At 64.9% G+C, this 24,982-nt stretch carries 22 protein-coding genes and 1 pseudogene; 16 read left to right on the forward strand and 7 right to left on the reverse strand.

Translation table 11 applies throughout. The features are described 5' to 3' along the window. Positions 1-44: 44 nt before the first annotated feature. On the reverse strand, positions 45-950 hold the full coding sequence (locus ACVMB0_RS23360; protein WP_461347816.1) for a DMT family transporter: 906 nt from the start codon (positions 948-950) through the stop codon (positions 45-47). 94 nt (positions 951-1,044) lie between these two features. Between ACVMB0_RS23360 and ACVMB0_RS23365 the strand changes: the two genes are divergently transcribed. Then, positions 1,045-1,914, forward strand: a complete 870-nt coding sequence (locus tag ACVMB0_RS23365; protein ID WP_461347817.1) for a LysR substrate-binding domain-containing protein — start codon at positions 1,045-1,047, stop codon at positions 1,912-1,914. Here the strand turns inward: ACVMB0_RS23365 and ACVMB0_RS23370 are convergent. The 4 genes and pseudogenes from ACVMB0_RS23370 to gntR all read right to left on the reverse strand — a co-directional run bounded on the left by ACVMB0_RS23370 (position 1,911) and on the right by gntR (position 6,618). Next, positions 1,911-2,657: an SDR family NAD(P)-dependent oxidoreductase gene (locus ACVMB0_RS23370; protein ID WP_461347818.1), complete on the reverse strand. Its 747-nt coding sequence runs from the start codon at positions 2,655-2,657 to the stop codon at positions 1,911-1,913. The two genes, ACVMB0_RS23365 and ACVMB0_RS23370, sit on opposite strands and share 4 nt — an antisense overlap. 25 nt (positions 2,658-2,682) lie before the next feature. Beyond that, complete coding sequence (locus tag ACVMB0_RS23375; RefSeq protein WP_461347819.1) at positions 2,683-3,414, reverse strand: SDR family oxidoreductase; 732 nt, start codon at positions 3,412-3,414, stop codon at positions 2,683-2,685. A 124-nt stretch (positions 3,415-3,538) separates the two neighbouring features. Next, a complete protein-coding gene (locus ACVMB0_RS23380; RefSeq protein ID WP_461347820.1) occupies positions 3,539-5,377 on the reverse strand; it encodes an IlvD/Edd family dehydratase in 1,839 nt (612 codons plus the stop codon). 136 nt (positions 5,378-5,513) lie between these two features. After that, positions 5,514-6,618: pseudogene (gntR, locus tag ACVMB0_RS23385) on the reverse strand (HTH-type transcriptional regulator GntR). A 206-nt stretch (positions 6,619-6,824) separates the two neighbouring features. On the opposite strand from gntR, the gene ACVMB0_RS23390 reads away from it, so the two are divergent. The 15 genes from ACVMB0_RS23390 (at position 6,825) to ACVMB0_RS23460 (ending at position 22,396) form a co-directional block, all read left to right on the forward strand. Continuing rightward, positions 6,825-7,892, forward strand: a complete 1,068-nt coding sequence (locus ACVMB0_RS23390) for an ABC transporter ATP-binding protein (RefSeq protein WP_456755354.1) — start codon at positions 6,825-6,827, stop codon at positions 7,890-7,892. A gap of 78 nt (positions 7,893-7,970) precedes the next feature. Next, the gene (locus ACVMB0_RS23395) at positions 7,971-9,290 is read left to right on the forward strand and encodes an ABC transporter substrate-binding protein (RefSeq protein ID WP_456755353.1); all 1,320 of its coding nucleotides are present in this window, start codon (positions 7,971-7,973) and stop codon (positions 9,288-9,290) included. Positions 9,291-9,398: 108 nt separating this feature from the next. Continuing rightward, complete coding sequence (locus tag ACVMB0_RS23400; RefSeq protein WP_212014648.1) at positions 9,399-10,358, forward strand: carbohydrate ABC transporter permease; 960 nt, start codon at positions 9,399-9,401, stop codon at positions 10,356-10,358. Continuing rightward, the gene (locus tag ACVMB0_RS23405) at positions 10,351-11,274 is read left to right on the forward strand and encodes a carbohydrate ABC transporter permease (protein WP_456798227.1); all 924 of its coding nucleotides are present in this window, start codon (positions 10,351-10,353) and stop codon (positions 11,272-11,274) included. The genes ACVMB0_RS23400 and ACVMB0_RS23405 overlap by 8 nt, the downstream gene beginning before the upstream one ends. Positions 11,275-11,343: 69 nt before the next feature. Further along, positions 11,344-12,330: a D-erythronate dehydrogenase gene (gene denD / locus ACVMB0_RS23410; RefSeq protein WP_456798226.1), complete on the forward strand. Its 987-nt coding sequence runs from the start codon at positions 11,344-11,346 to the stop codon at positions 12,328-12,330. 25 nt (positions 12,331-12,355) lie between these two features. Beyond that, positions 12,356-13,312, forward strand: a complete 957-nt coding sequence (locus ACVMB0_RS23415) for a sugar kinase (RefSeq protein WP_456798225.1) — start codon at positions 12,356-12,358, stop codon at positions 13,310-13,312. Further along, the gene (gene eda, locus ACVMB0_RS23420) at positions 13,309-13,959 is read left to right on the forward strand and encodes a bifunctional 4-hydroxy-2-oxoglutarate aldolase/2-dehydro-3-deoxy-phosphogluconate aldolase (protein WP_456798224.1); all 651 of its coding nucleotides are present in this window, start codon (positions 13,309-13,311) and stop codon (positions 13,957-13,959) included. The genes ACVMB0_RS23415 and eda overlap by 4 nt, the downstream gene beginning before the upstream one ends. Before the next feature lie 44 nt (positions 13,960-14,003). Next, positions 14,004-15,176 carry an acetyl-CoA acetyltransferase gene (locus ACVMB0_RS23425; protein WP_456798223.1) on the forward strand — a complete coding sequence of 391 codons (1,173 nt, stop codon included), beginning with the start codon at positions 14,004-14,006 and terminating at the stop codon, positions 15,174-15,176. A gap of 13 nt (positions 15,177-15,189) precedes the next feature. After that, positions 15,190-16,758 (forward strand): class I adenylate-forming enzyme family protein, encoded by a 1,569-nt coding sequence (locus ACVMB0_RS23430; protein WP_456755346.1) that lies wholly within the window; start codon positions 15,190-15,192, stop codon positions 16,756-16,758. Between the two features lie 144 nt (positions 16,759-16,902). After that, positions 16,903-17,106 carry a hypothetical protein gene (locus tag ACVMB0_RS23435; RefSeq protein ID WP_050627002.1) on the forward strand — a complete coding sequence of 68 codons (204 nt, stop codon included), beginning with the start codon at positions 16,903-16,905 and terminating at the stop codon, positions 17,104-17,106. A gap of 271 nt (positions 17,107-17,377) precedes the next feature. Further along, the gene (locus ACVMB0_RS23440) at positions 17,378-18,577 is read left to right on the forward strand and encodes a CaiB/BaiF CoA transferase family protein (protein ID WP_456798221.1); all 1,200 of its coding nucleotides are present in this window, start codon (positions 17,378-17,380) and stop codon (positions 18,575-18,577) included. Between the two features lie 10 nt (positions 18,578-18,587). Then, positions 18,588-19,754 carry an acyl-CoA dehydrogenase family protein gene (locus ACVMB0_RS23445; RefSeq protein WP_456755344.1) on the forward strand — a complete coding sequence of 389 codons (1,167 nt, stop codon included), beginning with the start codon at positions 18,588-18,590 and terminating at the stop codon, positions 19,752-19,754. A 148-nt stretch (positions 19,755-19,902) separates the two neighbouring features. Next, positions 19,903-21,039 (forward strand): thiolase family protein, encoded by a 1,137-nt coding sequence (locus ACVMB0_RS23450; RefSeq protein ID WP_456755343.1) that lies wholly within the window; start codon positions 19,903-19,905, stop codon positions 21,037-21,039. Then, on the forward strand, positions 21,036-21,395 hold the full coding sequence (locus ACVMB0_RS23455; RefSeq protein WP_456755342.1) for a Zn-ribbon domain-containing OB-fold protein: 360 nt from the start codon (positions 21,036-21,038) through the stop codon (positions 21,393-21,395). The genes ACVMB0_RS23450 and ACVMB0_RS23455 overlap by 4 nt, the downstream gene beginning before the upstream one ends. 473 nt (positions 21,396-21,868) lie before the next feature. Continuing rightward, positions 21,869-22,396, forward strand: coding sequence for a carboxymuconolactone decarboxylase family protein (locus ACVMB0_RS23460; protein ID WP_456755341.1), 528 nt, complete (start codon positions 21,869-21,871; stop codon positions 22,394-22,396). Between the two features lie 182 nt (positions 22,397-22,578). On the opposite strand, the gene glsA is transcribed toward ACVMB0_RS23460, so the two are convergent. Continuing rightward, positions 22,579-24,438 carry a glutaminase A gene (gene glsA / locus ACVMB0_RS23465; protein ID WP_461347821.1) on the reverse strand — a complete coding sequence of 620 codons (1,860 nt, stop codon included), beginning with the start codon at positions 24,436-24,438 and terminating at the stop codon, positions 22,579-22,581. A 282-nt stretch (positions 24,439-24,720) separates the two neighbouring features. Further along, positions 24,721-24,942, reverse strand: coding sequence for an acyl-CoA carboxylase biotin carboxyl carrier protein subunit (locus tag ACVMB0_RS23470; RefSeq protein ID WP_456755339.1), 222 nt, complete (start codon positions 24,940-24,942; stop codon positions 24,721-24,723). Between the last annotated feature and the right edge of the window lie 40 nt (positions 24,943-24,982).

Here is a 24,982-nt window from a genome sequence, read left to right on the forward strand (position 1 = left end):
CTAGCACGGATTCGCTGATGGCTTTGCGGGCGAGCGGCCCCCGGTCAGTGCGTCTCCGGCGCGGCCATGCGCGCCTGGTGCGGCTGGGTGGTGGTCGCGATCCAGATGCCGACGAACACGGTGACGATGCCGGCCATCAGATTCCAGCTCAGCGGCTCGCCGAGCAGCGCGGCGCCGACCAGCGAGGCAGCGATCGGATTGACGGTGACCGAGATCGCTACCCGCGTCGGCGTCGTCCGCTCCAGTGCGAAGGCCCAGAGATAGAAGGTGAGCGCTGCGCCGAAGGCGCCGAGATAGGTCGCGCCGAACCATTGCGGTGCACCGAAATCGGCGACCGGCGCAAAACTGCCGCGCAGCAGCGAGGCTGTTATCAGGACCGCAGCGCCAGCCGCCATCGCCAGGGTGGTGAAGGGGATCGGGCCTGAGCGGCGGATATAGGGCTTTGACCAGATGCTGTAGAGCGCCATGCACAGTGCGGCGGCGACCATCAACAGGTCGCCGCGCCAGGCGCCTTCTGGTGCCGCGGCGAGGCCGGAGAGCAGCGCCATCGCGACCCCTAGGATGGTGACTAGCACGCCGATGGTCTTGCGCGCGGTGAGTGGCTCGGCGCCGAGCGCGGCGCCGACCAGCATGGTCAGCAGCGGCAGTGTCGAGAGCGCGAGCGCGCCGCGCGCTGCGGTCGTGAAGATCAGCGATGCATTGAACAGGATCGGAAACGCCGCAAAGAACAGCAGGCCGAGGCCGGCTGTGCCGAGCCAGTCGCGCCGCGGCGGCCAGCTGCCGCGCTGGAGCAGCGCGAGCGGCAGCAGAAGCAGGACGCCGATGCCGAAACGGAACGTACCGATCGCCAGCGGATCGATGGCGCCGACCAGAAACCGGGTCGCCCCGATCGAGGTTCCGCCGATCGCGCTCGACGCGACGGCCGCCAAAATTCCCCAGAGCTCACCCATACCGCCTCGATCCCGTTGCTTCGCTTGCGCAATCTAGGGAAGGCGGCATAATCATGGAATGGAATAGATTTGATCAGATAAATCAGAGGTCGTTATGAGTGCCTCCATCCTGGACCCGGATCTGCTGCAGGCCTTTGTCGCGGTCGCCGACCATCGCTCCTTCACCCGGGCCGCCTCGGCGCTGAACCGGACCCAATCGGCGGTCAGCATGCAGGTGAAGCGGTTGGAGGAGCGGCTGCAGGCCGAGCTGTTTCACCGCAGCACCTCGAGCGTCGATCTGAGCGCGGCCGGCGAGGGGCTGCTCGGTTACGCCCGGCGCATCCTGAGCCTCAATGCCGAGGCGGTCGGTCGCGTGCGCGCGCACGGCACCGACGGGCGGGTTCGCCTCGGGGTGATGGACGACTACGGCACGCTGATCGTGCCGCCACTGCTCAAGGATTTCACCGCCAGCTATCCGCTGATCCATGTCGAGATGGAGACCGGGCTGACGTCGTCGATGACCGAGCGGCTCGGCGAAGCCTATGACCTCGTGATCGCGATGCACCCCGAAGGCCGCGGCGAGGGCGAGCTGCTGCGCACCGAGCAGGCGGTGTGGGCCGCAAGCGCATCGCATCGCGTCGAGGAACTCGATCCGCTGCCGGTCGCGCTCTATCCGCAGGGCTGCCTGTTCCGGAGCTGGGCGATGCAAGCGCTCGACGAAGCCGACCGGCCGTGGCGGCTCGCCTTTGTCAGCCACAGCCTGTCCGCGGTCGAGGCGATCGCAGCCCAGGGCCTTGCCGTGACCGTGGTCAAGTCGGGCACCTTTCCGCCGGCGCTGCGGCGCCTGACGGCGCGCGACGGCATGCCGCGGCTGCCACGTGCGGAGATCCGGCTGCACCGCGCGCAAAATCTCTCGCGCGCGGCATCATTGCTTGCCGATCATCTCGTCACGGCGCTTCGGCAGCCGGTGAAGCGCGCGAATTAGTAGGTCGCACGCCCGCCGGAGATGTCGAACACCGCACCGGTCGAGAAGGCGCAGTCCTCCGACGCAAGCCACGCCACCATCGCGGCAAGCTCCTCGACCAGCACGAAGCGGGCCTTCGGAATTTTCGACAGCATGAAGTCGATATGCGCTTGCGTCATCTGGTCGAAGATCGCGGTCTTCGCCGCTGCCGGCGTCACCGCATTGACCAGGATGTCGTGCTGCGCGAGCTCCTTGCCAAGCGACTTGGTGAGCGCGATCAGGCCGGCCTTCGACGACGAATAATGCGCGGCGTTCGGATTGCCTTCCTTGCCGGCGATCGAGGCGATGTTGACGATGCGGCCGTATTTCTGGCCGATCATAACAGGCACGATCGCCTTGCAGCAGATGAAAGGACCCTCGAGATTGAGGCGTATCACCCTGCGCCAGTCGTCGAGATCGGTTTCCCACACCGGCTTGTTGGCTCCGGTGATGCCGGCGTTGTTGACGAGGATGTCGATCTTGCCGAATGCCCGCAGCGTCTGATCGCGCGCGGCGTCGACCGCATCGGGATCGGTAACGTCGGTCTTGATCGCGATCACGTTCTCGCCGATCGCATTCGCGGTCTTCTCCGCCAATGGCTGGTCGAAATCCCAGATCGCGACCTTGGCGCCCGAGGCGGCAAAGCGCTCGGTGATGGCGCGGCCGAATCCCTGCGCGCCGCCGGTGACGACGGCGCAGCGGCCGTTGAGATCGATCTTGTTCATGCCGGATGCCTTTTGATCGGGGACGTCAGAGCATGAAGCCGCCGTCGACGACCATGTCGACGCCGGTGGTGAATGCGGCTTCGTCGCTGGCGAGATAGACCGCCATCGCCGCGATCTCCTCTGCGGTGCCGAGCCGGCCCATCTTCTGGCGCGCGACGAATTTCTCGCGTCCGTCGGGGCCGGCGGCCGCCGCGCGCTCGAGCATCGAGGGCGTCTCGACGGTGCCGGGGCAGATCGCGTTGCAGCGGATGCCCCGGGTGATGAAGTCGAGCGCGACTGTGCGCGTCAGCAGCGAGACCGCCGCCTTCGACGCGCTGTAGACGTAGCGATTGGCCGGTGGCCGCAACGCCGCGCAGGACGAGATGTTGACGATGCTGCCGCCGCCGCCCTCGAGCATGGCCGGCAGGAATGCCTTGATGGTGCGGTGCATGGATTTGACGTTGAGGTCGAACGAGAAGTCGAAGTCTTCGTCCGAGCACTCCAGGATGGTGCCGTGATGCACGAAGCCTGCCGCGTTGAGCAGGATGTCGATCTTGCCGACGCGCGCGGCGAAGCTGTTGACGTCAGCCGTGCTGCGTACGTCGAGCCGCGCGGTCTCGGCGATGCCGTCCTTGCCGAGCGTGGCGATGCCGCTCTCGTTGATGTCGGTGGCGATCACGGTGGCGCCTTCACGCGCGAATGCGATCGCGCATGCGCGCCCGATGCCTGCCGCGGCGGCGGTGACAACGGCGCGTTTGCGCTTCAGTCGGTCTGACATTCATATCTCCCAGAGTTCGTCCTGATTTTTGTCCCGTCATTGCGAGCAAAGCGAAGCAATCCATTCCTCCGCTGCGGAGCTATGGATTGCTTTGTCGCTGCGCTCCTCGCAATGACGAAGAGTGTCAGTGATTATCCCGCGCCACGCCGACCTTGCCGGCGATGTCGTGGTAGCGCGTCGCGAGTTCGAGGCAGGCGCCGGTGGCGTGCTGGCCGACGGTCTGGCGGTAGAGCTCCTGCCACGGCGTCTGGTTGGCCGGGTGCGGGAAGCCGCCCTTGGCCTTCAGCTCGGCGCGGCGGGTTCGCAGCTCATCCTCCGAGATCATGATGTTGGCGCTGCCCTTGTTGAGGTCGATGCGCACCTTGTCGCCGGTCTTGAGGATCGCAAGCCCGCCGTCGGCGGCCGCTTCCGGCGAGGCGTTGAGGATCGACGGTGAACCAGACGTGCCGGACTGCCGACCGTCGCCAATGCAGGGCAGGGACAGGATGCCGCGTTTGATCAGCGCCGCCGGCGGCTGCATGTTCACCACCTCGGCGCCGCCGGGATAGCCGATCGGGCCGGTGCCGCGGATGAACAGGATGCAATGCTCGTCGATGTCGAGCGCCGGATCCTCGATCCGGGCGTGATAATCCTCCGGGCCCTCGAACACGATGGCGCGGCCCTCGAAGGCGTTGAGGTCCTTCGGGTTGGACAGATAGCGGTCGCGGAATTCCTTCGAGATCACGCTGGTCTTCATGATCGCGGAATCGAACAGATTGCCGCGCAGCACGATGAAGCCGGCGTCCTTCACCAGCGGCTTGTTGTAGCCCCAGATCACGTCGCCGTCGGGCGCCGGCGCGTCCTTGCAGTTCTCGCCCATGGTGCGGCCGTTGACGGTCAGCGCCCCCTCGTGGATGCGTTTGTGCTTGATCAGCTCGCGCACCACCGAGGGCACTCCCCCGGCGCGGTGATATTCCTCGCCGAGATAGAAGCCGGCCGGCTGCATGTTCACCAGCAGCGGCACGTCATGACCGTATTTCTGCCAGTCGTCGATCGACAACTCGACGCCGACATGGCGCGCCAGCGCGTTGATGTGGATCGGCGCGTTGGTCGAGCCGCCGATCGCGGAATTGACCACGATGCAGTTCTCGAACGCCTCGCGGGTCAGGAAGTCCGACGGCTTGAGGTCTTCCCAGACCATGTCGACGATGCGTTTTCCGGTCTCGTAGGCGATCTGGCCGCGCTCGCGATAGGGCGCCGGGATCGCCGCGCAGCCCGGCAGCGAGAAGCCGAGCGCTTCGGCCAGCGAGTTCATGGTCGAGGCGGTGCCCATCGTGTTGCAATGGCCGACCGAGGGCGCCGAGGAGGCGACGATCTCGATGAACTGCTCATAGTCGATCTCGCCCGCGGCGAGCCGTTCGCGCGCCTTCCATACCACCGTGCCGGAGCCGGTGCGTTGGCCCTCGTGCCAGCCGTTCAGCATCGGGCCGCCCGACAGCACGATCGCCGGCAGATTGACGGTTGCCGCCGCCATCATGCAGGCCGGCGTGGTCTTGTCGCAGCCGGTGGTCAGCACCACGCCGTCGAGTGGATAGCCGAACAAGATCTCGACCAGGCCGAGATAGGCGAGGTTGCGGTCGAGCGCCGCAGTCGGGCGCTTGCCGGTTTCCTGGATCGGATGGGTCGGAAACTCCATCGCGATGCCGCCGGCGGCGCGGATGCCCTCGCGGACGCGGTGCGCGAGCTCAAGGTGGTGCCGGTTGCAGGGCGACAGATCATTGCCGGTCTGGGCGATGCCGATGATCGGCTTGCCCGACTGCAATTCCTCGCGGGTCAGGCCGTAATTGAGGTAACGCTCGAGATAGAGCGCGGTCATGCCCGGATTGTGCGGGTTGTCGAACCATTCCTGGGAGCGGAGCCTGCGGCCCTTGCCCTTTGTGGTCTCGCCTGCGGCGCCGTGCCCGTTGGTGTGGGGTTTTGTCATTTGTTTCTCCCGCAATGCAAACTCTGGATGGGCCCATGGAAGGGCTCTGGTTCAGCGCTGTTCTACCTTGCGCAAATCGTCGCGCATTACAAACCTCGACGATCACGCAGTGGTGTTTCGCTGGATGGATTGGACCTTAGTTGAAGGGACTTGGTTGCGCTACCATTTTGTCATTTTTTGCGCCCTTGTGGCGGGCCGGTGTCGAGCGGATGTCAGCTGCGTCGCGCTGAGCTTTGCCGTTCCATGACACTGAAGCCGAGATCGACGACGGGGTCCGTGGGACGGCGCCCCTCGAGCGTCTCGAGCACCATCATGGCAGCGTTTCTGCCCATTTCGTAGCGATTGGTGCGCACGCTGCTCAGCGTCGGCTCGCTCGACGCCATGAATTCGAGATCGTTGAAGCCGACGATCGCGATCTGCTCGGGGACTGCCATGTGCCGGCGCTTGCATTCGAACAGCGCGCCGAGCGCAAGGTCGTCATTGACGCAGAACACCGCGTCGATGTCGGGGGCCTTGGCGAGCAGGTCGGCAAACAACGTCCCGCCCAATGTCACCGAGGTCGGGATCGCCGTTGTCACAATCAGCTGGGGATCGAACAGCGCGGCCTCGGCCATCGCGGCGCGATAGCCGTCGAGTCGGCGCTGCACCCGCGGATCCATCCGCGCGCCGAGGAAGCCGATCCGCCGATAGCCCTGGGCGAGCAGATGGCCGATGGCGGCTTTTGCCGCGTCAAAATGCGAGAATCCGATCATCATGTCGATCGGCGAGGGACCGAGCTCCATGATCTGCACGATCGGGCAATCGACCGTTTCCATGATGCTGCGGGAATCGGCAGTCTGGTTGATGCCGGTGATGATCAGGCCGGCCGGCTTCTGTGCCAGAAAAAGACGCAGCAGGCGTTCTTCCTGCAGGATGCTGTAGCGGGTGTTGGCGAGCTGGATGCTGTAGCGGCTGCCGTCGAGCGCGTCATAGATGCCGCGCAGCACATCGGAGAACACGTTGTTGGTCAGCGACGGGATCAGGACACCGATCACCTCGGTACGCTGCGACGCAAGCGCGCGTGCCGCGAGATTGGGCACGTAGCCGAGTTCTTTTGCCGCACTCTCGACCCGGGCGCGCTTGCCGGCCGATAGCGCCTCCGGATTCCTGAAGAAGCGCGAGGCCGTAATCGGACTGACACCGGCGAGCTTCGCGACTTCGGCGAGCCGGATCTTGCCTGGCGTGATGCGTTTTCGGGCCATTTGCCGCTCATAACACGACGTTGGTCGCAGACAAACCGATATTGACAGCGCTACCAAGCGGTTGCTAATCGAACGATTGCCAAAACCGGATAAACTGCGGACAATAACGCCAGTCCAGCAGAGCCGCGCACCCAGCGTGGCCGGCACAGAACAGAGCGGTGGCGGCACTCGTCGTACGCCGTCGGGAGCTTGAGGGAGGGAAGTGGATGTCGTCGGTCCAGATTCGCGACGTGCGGAAATCGTTCGGCAATTTCGAGGTCCTGCACGGCGTGTCGATCCCGATCGAGGACGGCGAATTCGTCGTCCTGGTCGGCCCCTCCGGCTGCGGCAAGTCGACCCTGCTGCGCATGCTGGCGGGACTTGAGAACATCACCTCAGGCACGATCTCGATCGGCGACCGCGTCGTCAACAATGTCCAGCCCAAAGAGCGCGACATTGCGATGGTGTTCCAGAACTACGCGCTCTATCCGCACATGACGGTCGCCGACAATATGGGCTTCTCGCTCAAGCTGCGCGGCGCCAAGCCCGAGGAGATCGCGACCGGCGTCAAGCGCGCCGCGGAAATCCTGGCGCTGACGCCGCTACTGGAGCGCTATCCACGCCAGCTCTCCGGCGGCCAGCGCCAGCGCGTCGCGATGGGCCGCGCCATCGTCCGCGATCCCCAGGTGTTCCTGTTCGACGAGCCGCTGTCCAACCTCGACGCCAAGCTGCGCGTTGCGATGCGCACCGAGATCAAGGAGCTGCACCAGCGGCTCAAGACCACGACGGTCTACGTCACCCACGACCAGATCGAAGCCATGACCATGGCCGACAAGATCGTCGTGATGCATGACGGCATCGTCGAGCAGATGGGCTCGCCGCTCGAGCTCTACGACACCCCAGCGAACCAGTTCGTGGCCGGTTTCATCGGCTCGCCCGCGATGAACTTCCTCAAGGGTAATGTGAAGGTGAACGGCGCCGCCTATTTCGAGGGACCGAACGGCGTCAAGCTGCCGCTGAAATCGGCGCCAGCCAATTCCGACGGCAAGCCCGCGGTCTATGGCGTGCGGCCCGAGCATTTCACCATCGCCGATGACGGCGCCGAAGCCGAGATCGTGGTGGTCGAGCCGACCGGCTCGGAGACCCAGGTGTTCGCCAAGCTCGGCGGCGAGCAGGTCGTCGCGGTGTTCCGCGAGCGCCATCTGTTCAATCCCGGCGACAAGGTTCGGCTCAAGCCGGATCCGGCGCTGGTCCATTTGTTCGACGACTCGACGGGGAAGCGACTGAACGGCTGACGGACTGATTTGATCCGAATGGCCGACCAACAGGCCAGATCAAAAACAATAAAAACACAGTCATTGGGAGGAAGGACGATGCACGATTTTACTCGCCGCTCGCTACTTCAGGGCGGTACCGCGCTGGCCGCAACCGGGATGCTGACCGGGCCGGCGCTGCTTGACTTCGCCAAGGCCTGGGCACAGAGCGCGCCCTGGAAGGCGGAGCCCGGCGCCAAGCTCACCGTGATGCGCTGGAAGCGATTCGTGCCCGCGGAAGACGATGCGTTCAACGCCATGGTCGTGGCCTTCAAGGCGGCCACCGGCACCGAGATGAACGTGTTCAGCGAGTCCTTTGAGGACGTGCAGCCGAAGGCCTCGGTTGCCGCCAACACCGGCTCGGGTCTCGACCTCGCCTGGGGCCTGCACACGCTCCCGCAGCTGTTCCCGACCAAGGTCCTCAAGATGAACGACGTTGCCGACTATCTCGGCAACAAATACGGCGGCTGGACCGAGGCCGCGGCCAAGACCTGCAAGCAGGGCAATGACTGGCTCGGCATTCCCGTCGCGACCATCGGCGGCTATCTGACCTATCGCAAATCGGCGGTCGAGAAGGCGGGCTTCAAGCAGGTGCCGGCCGACTTCCCCGCCTATCTCGAACTGTGCAAGGCACTGAAGGCGAACAATACGCCGGCCGGCTTCGCGCTCGGCCATGCCACCGGCGACGCCAACGCCTGGGTGCACAACATCCTGTGGGGCTTCAATGCCTGGACCGTCGACAAGGACGACAAGGTCATCATCAACTCGCCGGAGACGATGAAGGCGCTGGAATACGCCAAGGCGTTGTCGGAGACCTTCATTCCCGGTGTCGCGTCCTGGAACGACTCCTCCAACAACAAGGCGTTCCTGTCCGGCGAACTGTACCTGACCTCGAACGGCATCTCGATCTACGTCGCGGCCAAGGACGATCCGAGCAAGAAGGAGCTCGCCGACGATATCGACCACGCGCTGTGGCCGGTCGGCCCGATCGGCAAGCCGACCGAATTGCAGCTTGCGGTTCCGATCCTCGCCTTCAACTTCTGCAAATATCCGAATGCGGCGAAGGCGTTCATCGCCTTTATGCTGGAGAAGGAGAACTTCGAGAAGTGGCTGTCGGGCGCGCGGGGCTATCTGACCCACACGCTCAACGCCTACGACTCGGCTCCGGTGTGGACCGCCGACCCGAAGAATGCGGTGTTCGGCCAGGCCTCCAAGCGCGCGCTGCCGGCGTCCGGCATCGGCACGCCCGGCGAGAAGGCCGCGACCGCGATCGCCGACTTCATCGTGGTCGACATGTTCGCGAACTACTGCACCGGCGCCAAGGACGGCAAGACCGCGATGGCCGAAGCCGAGCGGCAGCTGAAGCGCATCTATCGCTGATGTGATCGGTGCGGGCGGCAGAGGACCGCCGTCCGCACCATCATTGGAATGCATCATTGGAAGTTTGCGTGGTCATGCTCAATCCGTTGAGCAATCGGGACATCGCCCATGGCTGACATTGCGCTCGCGCCGCGACGTGCGAAGACCGAAATCCGCGAAGCGTCCGCCTGGGACCAGCTCCGCCACAACAAGAACTGGCTCGGCTTCTGGTTCATGCTGCCGGCGATGGCGTTCCTGATCTTCTTCCTGGCCTATCCGCTGGGCCTCGGGGTCTGGCTGTCCTTCACCGACACCCGCATCGGCCGGGTCGGTCATTTCATCGGCACCGAAAACTATGAGTGGCTGTGGGACGATTCGATCTTCTGGCTGTCGGTGTTCAACACGCTGCTCTACACCTCCATCGCCAGCGCCATCAAATTCGCGGTCGGGCTCTATCTCGCGCTGCTGCTCAACGAGCGCATGCCGTTCAAGGCGCTGCTGCGCGCCGCGGTGCTGATCCCCTTCATCGTGCCGACCGTGCTGTCGGCGCTGGCGTTCTGGTGGATCTTCGATTCCCAGTTCTCGATCATCTCCTGGTCGCTCAAGCACCTCGGCCTGATCACCCAGAACATCAACTTCCTCGGTGACACCACCTGGGCCCGGATCTGCGTGATCTTCGCCAATATCTGGCGCGGCGTGCCGTTTGTCGCGATCACGCTGCTGGCCGGCCTGCAAACCGTGCAGCCTTCGCTCTATGAAGCCGCGACGCTGGACGGCGCCTCGCGCTGGCAGATGTTCCGTTTCATCACCTATCCGTTGCTGACGCCGATCATCGCGGTCGTGATGACGTTCTCGGTGCTGTTCACCTTCACCGATTTCCAGCTGATCTGGGCGATGACCCGCGGCGGCCCGGTCAATGCCACCCATCTGATGGCGACACTGTCCTATCAGCGCGCGATCATCGCCGGGCAATTGGGCGAGGGCGCCGCGATCTCGAGCGCGATGATCCCGTTCCTGCTCGCCGCGATCATGGTGTCCTGGTTCGGCTTGCAGCGCCGGAAGTGGCAGCAGGGAGAGAGCAATGACTGATCTTCCTGCCCAGAAGGTCGACCTCAAGTCCATCCTGTCGACGCCGGCGCGCGCCGACAACAGCGAGGGCATGAGCTATTTGCAGTCGGTGCCGCGGCGGATCGTGACGCTGTACATTCCGCTGTCGATCATCGTCATCATCCTGCTGTTCCCGTTCTATTGGATGGGACTGACGGCGATCAAGCCGGACGACCAGCTGCTCGACCTCGACAAATACAATCCGTTCTGGATCTGGAATCCGACCTTCAAGCACATCCACAAGCTGCTGTTCGAGAGCTACTATCCGCACTGGCTCTGGAACACGATGTATGTCGCGGTCGGCGCCACCGTGCTGTCGATCATCGCGAGCGTGCTGGCGGCCTATGCCATCGTGCGACTGCGCTACAAGGGTGCCAATCTCGTCGGCGGGCTCATCTTCCTGGCCTATCTGGTGCCGCCGTCGATCCTGTTCATTCCGCTGGCGACCGTCGTGTTCCAGTACGGCCTGTTCGACTCGCCGTTGGCGCTGATCCTGACCTATCCGACCATCCTGATCCCGTTCTCGACCTGGCTTCTGATGGGCTATTTCAAGACCATCCCGTTCGAGCTCGAGGAATGCGCGCTGATCGACGGTGCCAGCCGCTGGCAGATCCTGATCAAGATCGTGCTGCCGCTCGCCGTTCCCGGCCTGATCTCGGCCTTCATCTTCTGCTTTACGCTGTGCTGGAACGAGTTCATCTACGCGCTGACGTTCCTGCAATCGACCCCGAACAAGACGGTGCCGGTCGCCATCGTCAACGAATTCGTCGACGGCGACATCTATCGCTGGGGTTCCCTGATGGCAGGGGCGCTATGCGGCTCGCTGCCGCTGGTTATTCTTTACGCCTTCTTCGTTGAGCACTATGTCTCGGCGATGACGGGTGCCGTGAAGGAATGACGCGCAAGGCCCGCAGCTGAATTCGAACAACAAGCCAAGACAACAACACAAGAAAAGGAGAGCAGGGTCGTGCACATTCTGATTCTGGGCGCCGCCGGCATGGTCGGCCGCAAGCTGACCGAACGGTTGCTGCGTGAGGGCCGTCTCGGCAGGCAGGACATCAGCAAGATGACCCTGCAGGACGTGGTCGCGCCGCAGAAGCCCGCGAATGCCGCGATCCCGGTCAATGTCATCGCGTCCGATTTCGCCGATGCCGGCGCCGCGGCGCCGCTGATCGCCGAGCGCCCAGACGTGATCTTCCACCTCGCCGCGATCGTGTCGGGTGAGGCGGAGGCCGAGTTCGACAAGGGCTACCGGATCAATCTCGACGGCACCCGTTATCTGATCGAGGCGATCCGCGCCGTCGGCGGCGGCTACAAGCCGCGGCTGGTGTTCACCTCCTCGATCGCGGTGTTCGGCGCACCGTTCCCGGAGAAGATCGGCGACGAGTTCTTCCACACCCCGCTGACCAGCTACGGCACCCAGAAGTCGATCTGCGAGCTGCTGATCAACGACTACACCCGCAAGGGCCTGCTCGACGGGATCTCGATCCGCCTGCCGACCATTTGCGTGCGTCCGGGCAAGCCGAACAAGGCGGCGTCCGGCTTCTTCTCCAACATCATCCGCGAGCCATTGGCGGGCGAGGAGGCGGTGTTGCCGGTCTCCGAGGACGTGCGGCACTGGCACGCCTCGCCGAAATCGGCGGTCGGCTTCCTGATCCATGCCGGTACCATGGATCTCAACGCGATGGGCCCCCGGCGCAATCTCAGCATGCCCGGGATGTCCGTTACCGTCGGCGAGCAGATCGCCGCGCTGGAGCGCGTCGCCGGCAAGAACGTCACCGCGCGGATCAAGCGGGTGCCAGATCCGACCATCATCGGCATCGTCTCCGGCTGGCCGCGCGATTTCGCCACCGAGCGCGCGCTGCAGCTCGGCTTCACCACTGCCGAGAAGACATTCGACGACATCATCCGCATCCACATCGAGGACGAGCTCGGCGGCAAGTTCGCCGCCTAGCTCGCTCAGGCGCGCGGGCCTTGCCATGACGAGGGTTGCCAGCATCGGCGAATGCATGATCGAGCTGCGCGCGGCGCCGGGTGGGCAGCTCGGCGGGCTGTATTCGCGCTCCTATGGCGGCGACACGCTCAACACCGCGGTCTACCTGTCCCGGCTCGGCGTCCACATCGACTACATCACGGCGCTCGGCGACGATGCGCTCAGCGATGAGATGATCGCCGGCTGGGCGGCGGAAGGCATCGGCACCAAGCATGTCGCGCGATTGGCGGGCAAGCTGCCCGGCCTCTACATGATCCAGACCGACGACAAGGGCGAGCGGCGCTTCTTCCACTGGCGCGACAGCGCCGCCGCGCGCGAGCTGATGGACCTGCCCGAGACGGAGGATCTCCTGAACTCGCTCGCGACATACGACCTCGTCTATCTGTCGGCGATCACGCTCTCGATCCTGCGCGAGGAGGGGCGGGAGCGGTTGATAACAGCGCTGAAGCGTGCGCGGTTGCTCGGCACGCGCTTCGCGTTCGACACCAATTTTCGCGCCCGCGGTTGGCCGGACCTCGCGATCGCACGAAAGGTCTTCAGCAGCGCATTCGAGGCGGCCGATATCGTGCTCGCCTCCACCGAAGATCTGGCGCCGCTCTATCCCGACGAGGACAACACCGCGCTGCTCGCCGGCATCTCGAGCCCCGAGGTGGTGCTGAAGCTTGTCGAGCCTGCCTGCATCGTGCGCTCCGCCGGCGGAACGCGCGAGGTGAAGGCCGAGCCGCTGATCAAGCCGGTGGTCGATACCACGGCGGCCGGCGACAGTTTTGCCGCGGCCTATCTCGCCGCGCGGCTCGGTGGCGTCGAGCCCGAGGAGGCGGCGCGCGCCGGCCATCGCCTCGCCGGTGTCGTGGTGTGCTATCCCGGCGCCATCATTCCGCGTTACGCCATGCCGCCGAAGAAGGCGCCCCGCCCCCCACCATCCCGCAAGGCCTCGCAATGACGACCACATCGAAGCAGGAGCAGATCGCCGAGCTGATCCGCCAGGCCACTGTGATCCCGGTGCTGACCATCGAGCGACTCGAGGATGCGGTGCCGCTCGGCAAAGCATTGGTCGCGGGCGGCGTGCGGACGCTCGAGGTGACGCTGCGGACGGCGGTCGCGGTCGATGCGGCCAAGGCGATCATCGCCGAGGTGCCCGGTGCGGTGGTTGGCATCGGCACCATCCTCAATGCCGACGATCTGGCGCGCGCCGAGGCGCTCGGCGCCAAATTCGGCATCAGCCCGGGCGCAACGCCCGAACTTTTGAAGGCGGTCGCCGCCAGCAAGCTGCCCTTCGCGCCGGGAATCGCGACGGCCTCCGAGCTGATGCAGGCGCTGGCGCACGGCTTCGACGTCGTCAAATTCTTCCCCGCCGAACAGGCCGGCGGTATCAAGGCACTGCGGGCGCTGGCCGGTCCATTCCCCAACGTCAGGGTCTGCCCGACCGGCGGGATCGGCGAGGCCAATGCGGCGACCTGGCTTGCGGAGCCGAATGTGCTCGCAGTCGGCGGCTCCTGGCTCTGCCCGGCGGCCGATATCCGCGCCGGCAACTGGGCAGGCATAACCGCCATGTGCGCCAAGGCGATGAAAACGCTGAAAGCTAGCTGAAGATACGCTACATAACTCCCGAACAGGAACAGGGAGAGACGGCCATGACAGCAGCCAGCATCGTGGGTTGGGCGCACACGCCATTCGGAAAGTTCGACGCGGAGACCGTCGAGGGTCTCGTCGTCAAGGTCGCCAATGAGGCGCTTGCCGATGCCGGCATTGCCGCATCCGACGTCGACGAGATCATGCTCGGCCATTTCAACGCCGGCTTCTCGCCGCAGGATTTCACGGCCTCGCTGGTGCTGCAGGCCAATCCGGCGCTGCGCTTCAAGCCGACCACCCGCGTCGAGAACGCCTGCGCCACCGGATCGGCCGCCGTGCATCAGGGCATCCGCGCCATCGAGGCGGGTGCCGCGAAGATCGTGCTGGTGGTCGGCGTCGAGCAGATGACCAGGACGCCGGGTCCGGAGATCGGCAAGAACCTCTTGAAGGCGTCGTATCTGCCGGAGGACGGCGACACGGTGGGCGGTTTTGCCGGCGTGTTCGGCAAGATCGCGCAGGCCTATTTCCAGAAATACGGCGACCAGTCGGATGCGCTGGCGATGATCGCCGCCAAGAACCACAAGAACGGCGTCGCCAATCCCTATGCGCAGATGCGCAAGGATTTCGGCTTCGAGTTCTGCCGCGCTGAGAGCGAGAAGAACCCGTTCGTCGCGGGTCCGCTGAAGCGCACCGATTGCTCGCTGGTGTCGGATGGCGCCGCGGCGCTGGTGCTGACCGATGCGGAGACCGCGAAATCCATGGGCAAGGCGGTCAACATCCGCGCCACCGCGCATGCGCAGGACTTCCTGCCGATGTCGAAGCGCGACATCCTGCAGTTCGAAGGCTGCACCGTCGCCTGGCAGCGCGCGCTGCAGAAGGCCGGCCTGCAGCTCTCCGATCTCTCCTTTGTCGAGACCCACGACTGCTTCACGGTTGCCGAGCTGATCGAGTACGAGGCGATGGGCCTGACGCCGAAGGGGCAGGGCGCGCGCGCGATCATGGAAGGCTGGACCCAGAAGGACGGCAAGCTGCCGGTCAATCCATCCGGCGGTCTCAAGGCCAAGGGCCATCCGATCGGCGCCACCGGTGTCTCGATGCACGTGATGAGCGCGATGCAGCTCGCAGGCCAGGCGCCCGAGGGCATGCAGCTCAAGAACCCGCAGATCGGCGGCATCTTCAACATGGGCGGCGCCGCCGTCGCCAACTACGTCTCGATCCTCGAGCCGGCCAAGTAGTCTGAACAGTAGCTTGAACATTGCCGAATGGCTGGCAGCGACGGCGCGGGCGCGTCCCGATGCGCCGGCGCTGCTGACCGGCTTCGACCTCGACGCCGACTACGCAACCTTCGCCCGCCGCGCCGCCTCGATCGGGGCGGCGCTGGCGCGCGATCACGGCGTCGTTGCCGGCGACCGCATCGCGCTGTTTGCGACGAACTGCACCCAATACCTCGAATGCCTCTACGGCATCTGGTGGATCGGCGCCGCGGCGATCCCGATCAACGCCAAGCTGCACGGCCGCGAAGCGGCCTGGATCTGCGGCAATGGCGGCGCCAAGCTCGCCTTCGTCTCCGACGACACGATCGGCGCGCTGACCGAAGCGAAGGACGATTGCCCCGCCGGCATGACCATGCTGTCGGTCGACAGCGACGCCTACAAGATGATGCGGAGCGGTGAGGGCGCGCCTGCGCCGCTGCCGCGCGAGACCAACGATCTTGCCTGGCTGTTCTACACCTCAGGCACCACAGGCCGTCCCAAGGGCGTGATGCTCAGCCACGGTAATCTGCTTGCGATGTCGCTGTGCTATCTCGCCGATGTCGATCCGGCGACGCCGCACGATGCTTCGCTCTACGCCGCGCCGATCTCGCATGGCGCCGGCCTCTACAATTTCCCGCATGTCCGGATGGGCGGCCGCCACGTCGTTCCGGAGTCCGGCGGCTTCGATCCGGACGAGGTGCTCAATCTCGCCCGCCAACTCGACAACGTCGTGATGTTTGCCGCGCCCACCATGGTACGCCGGCTGGTCGATGCCGCGAAGCGGCGCGGCGAGACCGGCGAGGGGCTGCGCACCATCGTCTATGGCGGCGGGCCGATGTACACGGCCGACATCCTGGACGCGATGGCGACGATGGGCCAGCGCTTCGTGCAGATCTACGGCCAGGGCGAGTCGCCGATGACCATCACGGCGCTGTCGCGTGATTGGCACCATCAGAGCGATCATCCGCGCTATCTGGAGCGGCTGGCATCGGTCGGCACGGCGCAGAGCGTCGTCACCGTGCGCATCACCGGCAAGGACGGCCGGCCGTTGCCCGCAGGCGAGACCGGCGAGATCGAGGTCAAGGGCGCAACCGTGATGCTCGGCTACTGGAACAATCCGAAGGCCAATGCCGAGACGCTGAAGGACGGCTGGCTGCGCACCGGCGATGTCGGCCGGCTCGATGCCGATGGCTTCCTGACGCTGTCGGATCGCTCCAAGGACGTCATCATCTCAGGCGGTACCAACATCTATCCGCGCGAGGTCGAGGAAGCGCTGCTGACCCATCCCGATGTCAGCGAGGTCTCGGCCATCGGTGTACCGGATCCGGAATGGGGCGAGATCGTCGTCGCCTGCGTCGTGCTCGAGAACGGCGCCACGGCCGACGACGGCCGGCTCGACGCGCATTGTCTGGCCTCGATCGCCCGCTTCAAGCGGCCGAAGCGCTATGTCTATCTCGATGCCCTGCCGAAGAACAACTACGGCAAGGTGCTGAAAACCGCGCTGCGGGAGATGATGGCCAAGGGCATCAGCTCCAAAGGCGTGGACTCCAAAAGCTTGGGCTAAAACGCAATCAGGCCGGGTTGAATCGAAAACATCGAAAACAACCCCATGCACAGGAGGGATTGGGGTCACCGGGGCGGTTAAAGGATAGGCCACAGCCTCCCGTCGCGCTAAGCTGGCAGCGGCTTCTCACCGGGAGAACGGACCATGGGAATCGAGACGTCGTTGTCGCTGTCGGAAGTGAACGATCGCATCGCGATCCTCCGGGACAATATCAGGCAGCTGATCGAGCAGGCCGCGGGCGCAGCCGGCGCCGAGGTCGAGGAGCGCATCGCCGAGCGGCTCGAGCAGCAGAATGCGGAACTGGAAAAGCTCCTGAAGGCGCGCGAGGTGATGACGGGTGGCCGGTGATGGCCAGTAGGGTGGGCAAAGGCGCTTGCGCCGTGCCCACCATCTACGCTGTGCTCGTGGTGGGGGGCACGCTTCCGCCTTCGCTTTTCGAGCTACGGTGGACAAGCCGCTTGGCCCACCCCACTGGCTCTGATGGAACGCCAGCGTTCCGCTTCGCGGAAACCGCCGGCCGCCACCGCGCATACGCCCATACGCTCGGCGCAGCTTGATCTCCGAGAAAACCTCCCGTTACTAGGCTTCAATCCACAACAGCCGGGGAGCGAGCAGCACGATGGGACCATTGCAGGGTATCAAGGTCGTCGACATGACGACCGTGCTGATGGGACCCTACGCCACGCAGATGCTCGGTGATTACGGCGCCGACGTCATCAAGGTGGAATCGCCCGATGGCGACGTGACGCGGCAGATCGGTCCGACCCGGCATCCCGGCATGGGACCGGTGTTCCTCAACACCAACCGCAGCAAGCGCTCGATCTGCCTCGACCTGAAGAAGCCGGCCGGGCGCGAGGCCGTGCTGCGGCTGATCGCGAAGGCCGATGTGCTGGTCTACAATGTGCGCCCGCAGGCGATGGCGCGGCTGCAACTCGGCTACGACGTCGTCGCCAAGATCAATCCGCGGCTGATCTATGCCGGCGTGTTCGGCTTCGGCCAGGAAGGACCGTATGCCGCCAAGCCCGCCTATGACGATCTGATCCAGGGCGCCACCGCATTGCCGGCGCTGATGGCGCAGACCTCGGACGGCGTGCCGCGCTACGTGCCGAATGCGCTGGTCGATCGCATCGTCGGCCTCACCGCGGTCGGCGCGATCTGCGCGAGCCTGGTGCATCGCGACCGCACCGGGCAGGGCCAGCGCGTCGACATCCCGATGTTCGAGACCATGGCGGGTTTCGTCATGGGCGACCACATGGGCGGGCTGACCTACGATCCGCCGCTCGACAAGGGCGGCTATGCGCGTCACCTCTCGCCGGATCGGCGGCCGTACAAGACCCAGGACGGCTACATCTGCGTGATCGTCTACAACGACAAGCAGTGGGAGAACTTCTTCAAGGCGACCGGGCGGGACGATCTGCGCAGCGATCCGAAATTCGCGACCTTCGCCGGCCGTGCCACCAACATCGATGTCGTCTATGCCGAGCTCGCGCGTATCCTGCTCACCAAGACGACCGCCGAGTGGAACGAGATCCTCGAGAAGGCCGATGTGCCCGTGATGCCGATGCACGATCTCGAGAGCCTGTTGCAGGATCCGCATATGGTCGCGACCGGCGTCTTCCCCGTGGTCGATCACCCGACCGAAGGGCGGATCCGCAGCATGACGCCGTCGGCACGCTGGTCGGAGACCAGGGTCGAGCCGAGCCGGCTGGCGCCGCGGCTCGGCGAGCACAGTGAAGCGATCTTGCGCGAGGCCGGTTTCTCGACCGAGGAGATCGCGGCGATGCTGCGCGACGGTGTCGCCAAAGCGGTGCAGGCATAGGAGACGACAGATGGATTTCGCACTCTCCGCCAACCAGGAATCGATCCGCGACGCGGTGGCAAAAATCTGCTCGCGCTTCGACGAAGCCTACTGGCTGAAGAAGGACAAGGAGGGCGGCTATCCCGTCGATTTCCACCGCGCGCTGGCCGATGCCGGCTGGCTCGGCATCTGCATCCCGGAGGAATATGGCGGCTCAGGCTTAGGCATCACCGATGCCGCGATCATGATGCGCACGATCTCCGAATCCGGCGCCGGCATGTCCGGCGCCTCCGCCGTGCACATGAACGTGTTCGGGCTCAATCCGGTGGTGGTGTTCGGCACCAAGGAGCAGTGCCAGCGCATGCTGCCGCCGATCATCGACGGCCGCGACAAATCCTGCTTCGCGGTCACCGAGCCCAACACCGGCCTCAACACCACGCAGCTCAAGACCCGCGCGGTGCGCCAGGGCGACAAATACATCGTCAACGGCCAGAAGGTGTGGATCTCGACCGCGCAGGTCGCCAACAAGATCCTGCTGCTGGCGCGCACCACGCCGCTCGAGGAGGTGCGCAGCCCGACCCACGGCTTGAGCCTGTTCTACACCGATTTCGACCGCAAGCGCGTCACCGTGCATGAGATCGAGAAGATGGGCCGCAAGCCGGTCGACTCCAACGAGCTGTTCTTCGAGAATTTTGAAATTCCGGTCGAGGACCGGATCGGCGAGGAGGGGCGCGGCTTCGAATACATCCTGCACGGCATGAACCCGGAGCGTATCCTGATCGCGGCGGAAGCCGTCGGGCTCGGTCAGATCGCGCTGAAGCGGGCGTCGGACTATGCCAAGGGGCGCATCGTGTTCAACCGTCCGATCGGCATGAACCAGGCGATCCAGCATCCGCTGGCGAAGTGCTGGATGGAGCTCGAGGCCGCCTGGCTGATGGTGCTGCGCGCCGGCTGGCAGTACGACCAGAACCTGCCGTGCGGACCGGCCGCAAACGCGGCCAAATATCTTGCGGCGGAAGCCGGCTTCCACGCCTGCGAGCAGGCGGTGATGACCCATGGCGGCTTCGGCTACGCCAAGGAATATCACGTCGAGCGCTATTTGCGGGAATCGCTGATCCCGCGCATCGCCCCGATCAGCCCGCAACTCATCCTCAGCTTCATCGGCGAGAAGGTGCTTGGCCTTCCGAAGTCGTATTGATGATGAGCGACGGGTCTCTGCACTTGTCATTCCGGGGCGCGCCGCTTGGCGCGAGCCCGGAATCCATCGGGCGACATACAGTGCGGCGAAATGGATTCCGGGCTCGCGCTCCGCGCGCCCCGGAATGACGAGGGGAGGGAGTAGCACTATGAGCTTCGTCACCGGCGTCGGTCTCACATCCTACGGCAAGCATGAGGGCCTGTCCTCGCTCGACCTGATGAGCAAGGCGGCCGAGCTTGCGATCTCGGATGCCGGGCTGAAGCGCGCCGACATCGACGGCATCCTGTGCGGCTACTCCACGGTCTCGCCGCACATCATGCTGGCGACCGTGTTCGCCGAGCACTTCGGCATTCGGCCGTCCTACGCCCACGCCGTGCAGGTCGGCGGCGCCACTGGGCTTGCGATGACGATGCTTGCGCATCATCTGGTCGATGCCGGTGTGGCAAAGCACGTGCTGGTGGTCGGTGGCGAGAACCGGTTGACCGGGCAGAGCCGCGACGCCTCGATCCAGGCGCTGGCCCAGGTCGGGCATCCCGACTACGAGGTGACGCTGGGGCCGACGATCCCGGCCTATTACGGCCTGGTCGCGACGCGCTATATGCATGAATACGGCGTGACGCAGGAGGACCTTGCGGAGTTTGCCGTGCTGATGCGCAAGCACGCGGTGACGCATCCCGGCGCCCAATTCCACGAGCCGATCACGGTCGCCGACGTGATGGCCTCGAAGCCGGTGGCGATGCCGCTGAAACTGCTCGACTGCTGCCCGGTGTCAGACGGCGGTGCGGCATGCGTGATCAGCCGGGAGCCGACCGGTGACCAACGTGTTCGCATCCGCGGCTGCGCCCAGGCGCATACCCATCAGCATGTCACGGCCGCGCCCGCGTTGAGCGAGCTCGGCGCCGAGATTTCGATCGCCAAGGCCAAGCAGGCGTCGGGCATCGCGATCTCGGACGTGCGTTACGCCGCGGTCTACGACAGCTTCACGATCACGCTCGCGATGCTGCTGGAAGATCTCGGCCTCGCCGGGCGGGGGGAGGCGGCGGCGCGGGTGCGCGCCGGATATTTCAACGGGGACGGCGAGATGCCGCTCAACACCCATGGCGGCCTGCTCAGCTATGGCCATTGCGGCGTCGGCGGCGCGATGGCGCATCTGGTCGAGACCCATCTGCAGATGACCGGCCGCGCCGAGAACCGTCAGGTGCGCGACGCCTCGGTCGCGCTGCTGCACGGCGACGGCGGCGTGCTGTCGTCGCATGTCAGCATGTTCCTGGAGCGCGTGCGATGAGCGGACCGATCGCCGACTGGACCAAGGGCGCGGAAGCCATTGGGTATCAGACCTGCAACGCCTGCGCCGCGCGGCAATATTTCCGCCGCGGCTTCTGCGCGGCGTGCGGCTCGACCGATCTCGCCGAGCATCGCGCGAGCGGGACGGGGACGGTGTATGCGACCTCGCTGGTCTGCCGCGCCGCGACGCCCGAGACGCGGGCGCATGTGCCCTACAACATCGTGTTGGTCGATGCCGACGAGGGCTTTCGCATGATGGCCCATGGCGACAGCGATCTCGCCATCGGCGACAAGGTTTCGGCGCGCTTCACGCAATTTGCGGGACGGCTGGTTCCGTATTTCGCAAAGGCAAAATGAGGGGCCGAACGATCAGGTCAGTACGCGAGATCAGGCTGAACCAGATCACTCGTGCCCCTCGAGTTGCGGATACTATGTTTGGGCATGATCTTTCGGAAAACCGCTACACACTTTTCCGGATCATGCCTTAGCGCCAATAAAAGACAAAGCTGGCGATGACGAGCATCGCCGTCACCGCCAGCATTTGCGCAAGCGCTTCCGAGGCCGCCCTCTTGGTGGCTTCCTTCATGCGTTTCCCCTAGACTTGGGCGTGACTCATCGTTGCGTGGATGACACGCAAGACGGCCAGATTTTCTACTCGGAACACCCCGCGTCGAGCATTCGCTTTGATGAGTCCCCACTCAGCGAATATCGACTGTGGCAGGGTTGTCTTTGAATGCGGCGGCAATTTGACTCGGGCGTGTTGCTCCTGCGACGGCCGGCAGATACTGTTTCGAACCCGACAGAAACGACAGCAAGATCAAGGTTAGGAAATGGCCCGTATCGACTACTCCGATCCCGCGAAGGCAAGCCCGCGCACCCGCGAGATCCTCGACAAGAACCGCAACGCCAACATCTTCCGCATGATGGCGCATTCGCCGAGCTATTTCGAGCAGTACTGCCGGCTCGGCGGTGCGATCCGCCACAAGGGCGAGCTCGATCCGGTCGTGCGCGAGCTTGCGATCACGCGCACCGGCATCCTCTGCGAGGCGCCCTACGAGATCGTCGCGCACAAGCGCATCGGCAAGAATGTCGGCGTCACCGACGAGCAGAACGCCGCGCTGGAGAACTGGCAGCAGGCTGCCTGCTTCAACGAGGTGCAGCGCGCGGCGCTCACCTTCACCGACGAGATCGTCAAGCTGAAGAAGCCGACGGACGCGACCTTCAAGGCGATCGCGGCGCTGCTGACGCCCGCCGCGCTGATCGAGCTGCAACTCTCGGTCGGCTTCTACATCATGACCTCGAAGTTTCTCGAGACCTTCGAGATCGACATGCAGCCGGTGACGGAAGTGGTGAGCTGACGTCTTTGCCTCTCCCCGCGCGCGGGGAGAGGCCGGATCGCATGCAGCGAAGCGAAATGCGATCCGGGTGAGGGGGAGTCTCCCGCGAATTCGACTTGAGGTTTTTGCTGCGGAAGCCGCCCCTCACCCTTCCCCTCTCCCCGTAAGAACGGCGCAAGAACGGGGAGAGGGGAAACAGACACCTACCCCGACGTCAGCAGATCCACCTTGGCATTCGCCACGATCAGCCGCTCGGCGAGGATCTGCGCGAGGTTGCGCATGATGCGCTCGCCGGCGCGCGGGTGGTGCTCGCGGAAGCGCTCGAAATCCGTGATCGCGACCTCGTAGGCGGTCGCCGACATGTCGGCGAGCACGTCCGCCGAACGTTTCGGCTCCAGCAGCGCCATCTCGCCGAACGCCATGCCGGCGGTCAGCGTCGCCAGCCGGATGCCGTCGGGCAGGGTGACGTGGACGACGCCGCTGCGCAGGAAGAACAGCGAGGTCGCCTCGCTGCCCGAGGCGATGATCTTCTCATTCGGCTGGTAGGTCCTGACCGTGCAGCGCGCGGCAAGATCGGCGATCTCGGCCTCGCTCAATCCGGCGAGCAGCGGCTGCTCGGACAGCTCGGTCGTCTCAAAGAAATCGATCGAGCCGCCATAGCGGTAGACGATCTGGTCTTCCGCCCATTCGATCGCGGTGTCGAGCAGGTAGAAATCCCTGATATTGCCGAGCCGCTTGGTCCACTCGCTGATCGTGGCCCATTCGCGCGAGGTCCGCTTGATGCCGGACAGGATCACGGTGACGCCGAGCTCGGCCAGCTCCTGGAAAGCCTCGGAGACCAGCCGGGCGCCGGCGCGGGTCGTCGCGGTGACGCGGCGCAGGTCGAAGATCACGAACTCCGGTCGCGGGCTGCCGGCCAAGCGGCGCGACACATAGTCGACATTGGACAGCGACAGCGTGCCGACCAATTCGATGACGCGGACCTCCTGGAAATGCCTGGCCAGGATCTCCTGCTCCTGCGGCCGGCGCAGGCGGCGCGACGGATTCTTGCCGATATTGTAGTCGGCGATGATGCTGTGGCGGGCGTCGTCGCTGCGGTTGAGCATATGCAGGTCGTAATGCGCCGACAGCGTCTCGCACACCTTGATGCCGCGTACGCTGTTGCCGTGCTTGTCGAGCTTCGGCGAGTAGCTGCCGAGCCCGAGCCGGGCCGGCAGCGCCGCCAGGATGCCGCCGCCGACCCCGCTTTTGGCGGGGATGCCGACCCGGTAGATCCACTCGCCGGCAAAGTCGTACATGCCCGACGAAGTCATCACCGAGAGCGTGCGCGCGATCGCGTAGGGCGTCACCACTTGCTCGCCCGTGAGCGGATTGATGCCGCGGTTGGCCAGCGTCGCCGCCATCACGGCGGTGTCGCGCGCGGTGACGAGGATCGCGCATTGCCGGAAATACACGTCGAGCACCGCAGGCACGCTCTCGGTGATCACGCTGTTGGTGCGCAGGAGATAGCCGATCGCCCGGTTGCGGTCGCCGGTCGCGCTCTCGGAGGCGTAGACCGCCTCGTCGAGATCGAGCTCGCGGCCGGCGAAGCGGCCGAGCGCCTCGCGGATATAGTCGAATGCGCCATCGCGCTTGTCGGCATGGAGCAGGCCGGAGCAGGCGATCGCGCCGGCATTGACCATCGCGTTGAACGGGTGGTTGTCGGCATTGAGCCGGATCGAGTTGAAGGGATCGCCGGATGGTTCGACGCCGATCACGCTCTCGACCCGCTCGGCACCCAGCGTGTCCAGCGCCAAGGCGAACACGAATGGCTTTGACATCGACTGGATGGTGAAGGGCACCCTGGTGTCGCCGACCTCGTAGACATGGCCGTCGAGCGTCGCCAGGCTGATGCCGAAATGGGCAGGGTCGGCCTTGCCGAGTTCTGGGATGTAGTCGGCGACCGCGCCGGCGCCCTCCGGGAGGAAGTCTGCGTAACAAGTGTGCAGAAATCGCAGCAGCGGCGGCTGCGAGCGGGCCCAGTTGACGGTGCTGGCGGTGACGGGAGGAGGCGATTGTTTCATCGCCTCCTGTTGTGCAACGCAATCTGGGCGCGCGCAACTGAGCGCCCGTCGTCGTCAGCCGTGCATGGAGCCGAGCGGGCGCGAGCCGATAGCTGCCGGTTTTCGAACAGATGTTCACAAAACGAGCGATTGCTCGGCAAATGTATCGCCATGCGAAACTTTCTAACTGCGAATGTTTCGAGAGCGAAATAGCATGCGGAGCCGTGACGCTCCCAAAGGAGCCGCCGTCCATCACACGACATCTGGGAATTTGGTCCGCGCCGAGTGGCGTGCCGGTAGCGCTCAGGTCTCGACGATCGCGACAGCCTGGCCTTCGGCAATGACATCGTCGATCCTGACCAGAATAGACTTGATTTTGCCTGCTGCGGTCGATGTGACCGGTATCTCCATCTTCATCGCTTCGACGAACGCGATCTCGTCGCCATCGCCGATGCTGTTGCCGGCCTCGACGGGAAGCGCGCAAACACGCCCGGCTACTTCGGTCACGACCTTGATCTCTGGCATTCCAGTCTCCGATACCGTCTTGCGGAAATTTCATCCGGCG

The sequence above is a fragment of the Bradyrhizobium sp. USDA 4451 genome, assembly GCF_054822585.1.

Excerpts from the sequence above, each read along its gene's own strand:
- ACVMB0_RS23455 (WP_456755342.1), top strand. The coding sequence starts at position 21,036 with ATGAGCGGACCGATCGCCGACTGGACCAAGGGCGCGGAAGCCATTGGG.
- ACVMB0_RS23435 (WP_050627002.1), top strand. The coding sequence starts at position 16,903 with ATGGGAATCGAGACGTCGTTGTCGCTGTCGGAAGTGAACGATCGCATC.
- ACVMB0_RS23390 (WP_456755354.1), top strand. The coding sequence starts at position 6,825 with ATGTCGTCGGTCCAGATTCGCGACGTGCGGAAATCGTTCGGCAATTTC.
- eda (WP_456798224.1), top strand. The coding sequence starts at position 13,309 with ATGACGACCACATCGAAGCAGGAGCAGATCGCCGAGCTGATCCGCCAG.
- ACVMB0_RS23400 (WP_212014648.1), top strand. The coding sequence starts at position 9,399 with ATGGCTGACATTGCGCTCGCGCCGCGACGTGCGAAGACCGAAATCCGC.
- ACVMB0_RS23380 (WP_461347820.1), bottom strand. The coding sequence starts at position 5,377 with ATGACAAAACCCCACACCAACGGGCACGGCGCCGCAGGCGAGACCACA.
- ACVMB0_RS23370 (WP_461347818.1), bottom strand. The coding sequence starts at position 2,657 with ATGAACAAGATCGATCTCAACGGCCGCTGCGCCGTCGTCACCGGCGGC.
- ACVMB0_RS23470 (WP_456755339.1), bottom strand. The coding sequence starts at position 24,942 with ATGCCAGAGATCAAGGTCGTGACCGAAGTAGCCGGGCGTGTTTGCGCG.
- ACVMB0_RS23415 (WP_456798225.1), top strand. The coding sequence starts at position 12,356 with ATGACGAGGGTTGCCAGCATCGGCGAATGCATGATCGAGCTGCGCGCG.
- ACVMB0_RS23375 (WP_461347819.1), bottom strand. The coding sequence starts at position 3,414 with ATGTCAGACCGACTGAAGCGCAAACGCGCCGTTGTCACCGCCGCCGCG.
- ACVMB0_RS23405 (WP_456798227.1), top strand. The coding sequence starts at position 10,351 with ATGACTGATCTTCCTGCCCAGAAGGTCGACCTCAAGTCCATCCTGTCG.
- glsA (WP_461347821.1), bottom strand. The coding sequence starts at position 24,438 with ATGAAACAATCGCCTCCTCCCGTCACCGCCAGCACCGTCAACTGGGCC.
- ACVMB0_RS23360 (WP_461347816.1), bottom strand. The coding sequence starts at position 950 with ATGGGTGAGCTCTGGGGAATTTTGGCGGCCGTCGCGTCGAGCGCGATC.
- ACVMB0_RS23365 (WP_461347817.1), top strand. The coding sequence starts at position 1,045 with ATGAGTGCCTCCATCCTGGACCCGGATCTGCTGCAGGCCTTTGTCGCG.
- ACVMB0_RS23450 (WP_456755343.1), top strand. The coding sequence starts at position 19,903 with ATGAGCTTCGTCACCGGCGTCGGTCTCACATCCTACGGCAAGCATGAG.
- ACVMB0_RS23445 (WP_456755344.1), top strand. The coding sequence starts at position 18,588 with ATGGATTTCGCACTCTCCGCCAACCAGGAATCGATCCGCGACGCGGTG.
- ACVMB0_RS23460 (WP_456755341.1), top strand. The coding sequence starts at position 21,869 with ATGGCCCGTATCGACTACTCCGATCCCGCGAAGGCAAGCCCGCGCACC.
- ACVMB0_RS23425 (WP_456798223.1), top strand. The coding sequence starts at position 14,004 with ATGACAGCAGCCAGCATCGTGGGTTGGGCGCACACGCCATTCGGAAAG.
- ACVMB0_RS23395 (WP_456755353.1), top strand. The coding sequence starts at position 7,971 with ATGCACGATTTTACTCGCCGCTCGCTACTTCAGGGCGGTACCGCGCTG.
- ACVMB0_RS23440 (WP_456798221.1), top strand. The coding sequence starts at position 17,378 with ATGGGACCATTGCAGGGTATCAAGGTCGTCGACATGACGACCGTGCTG.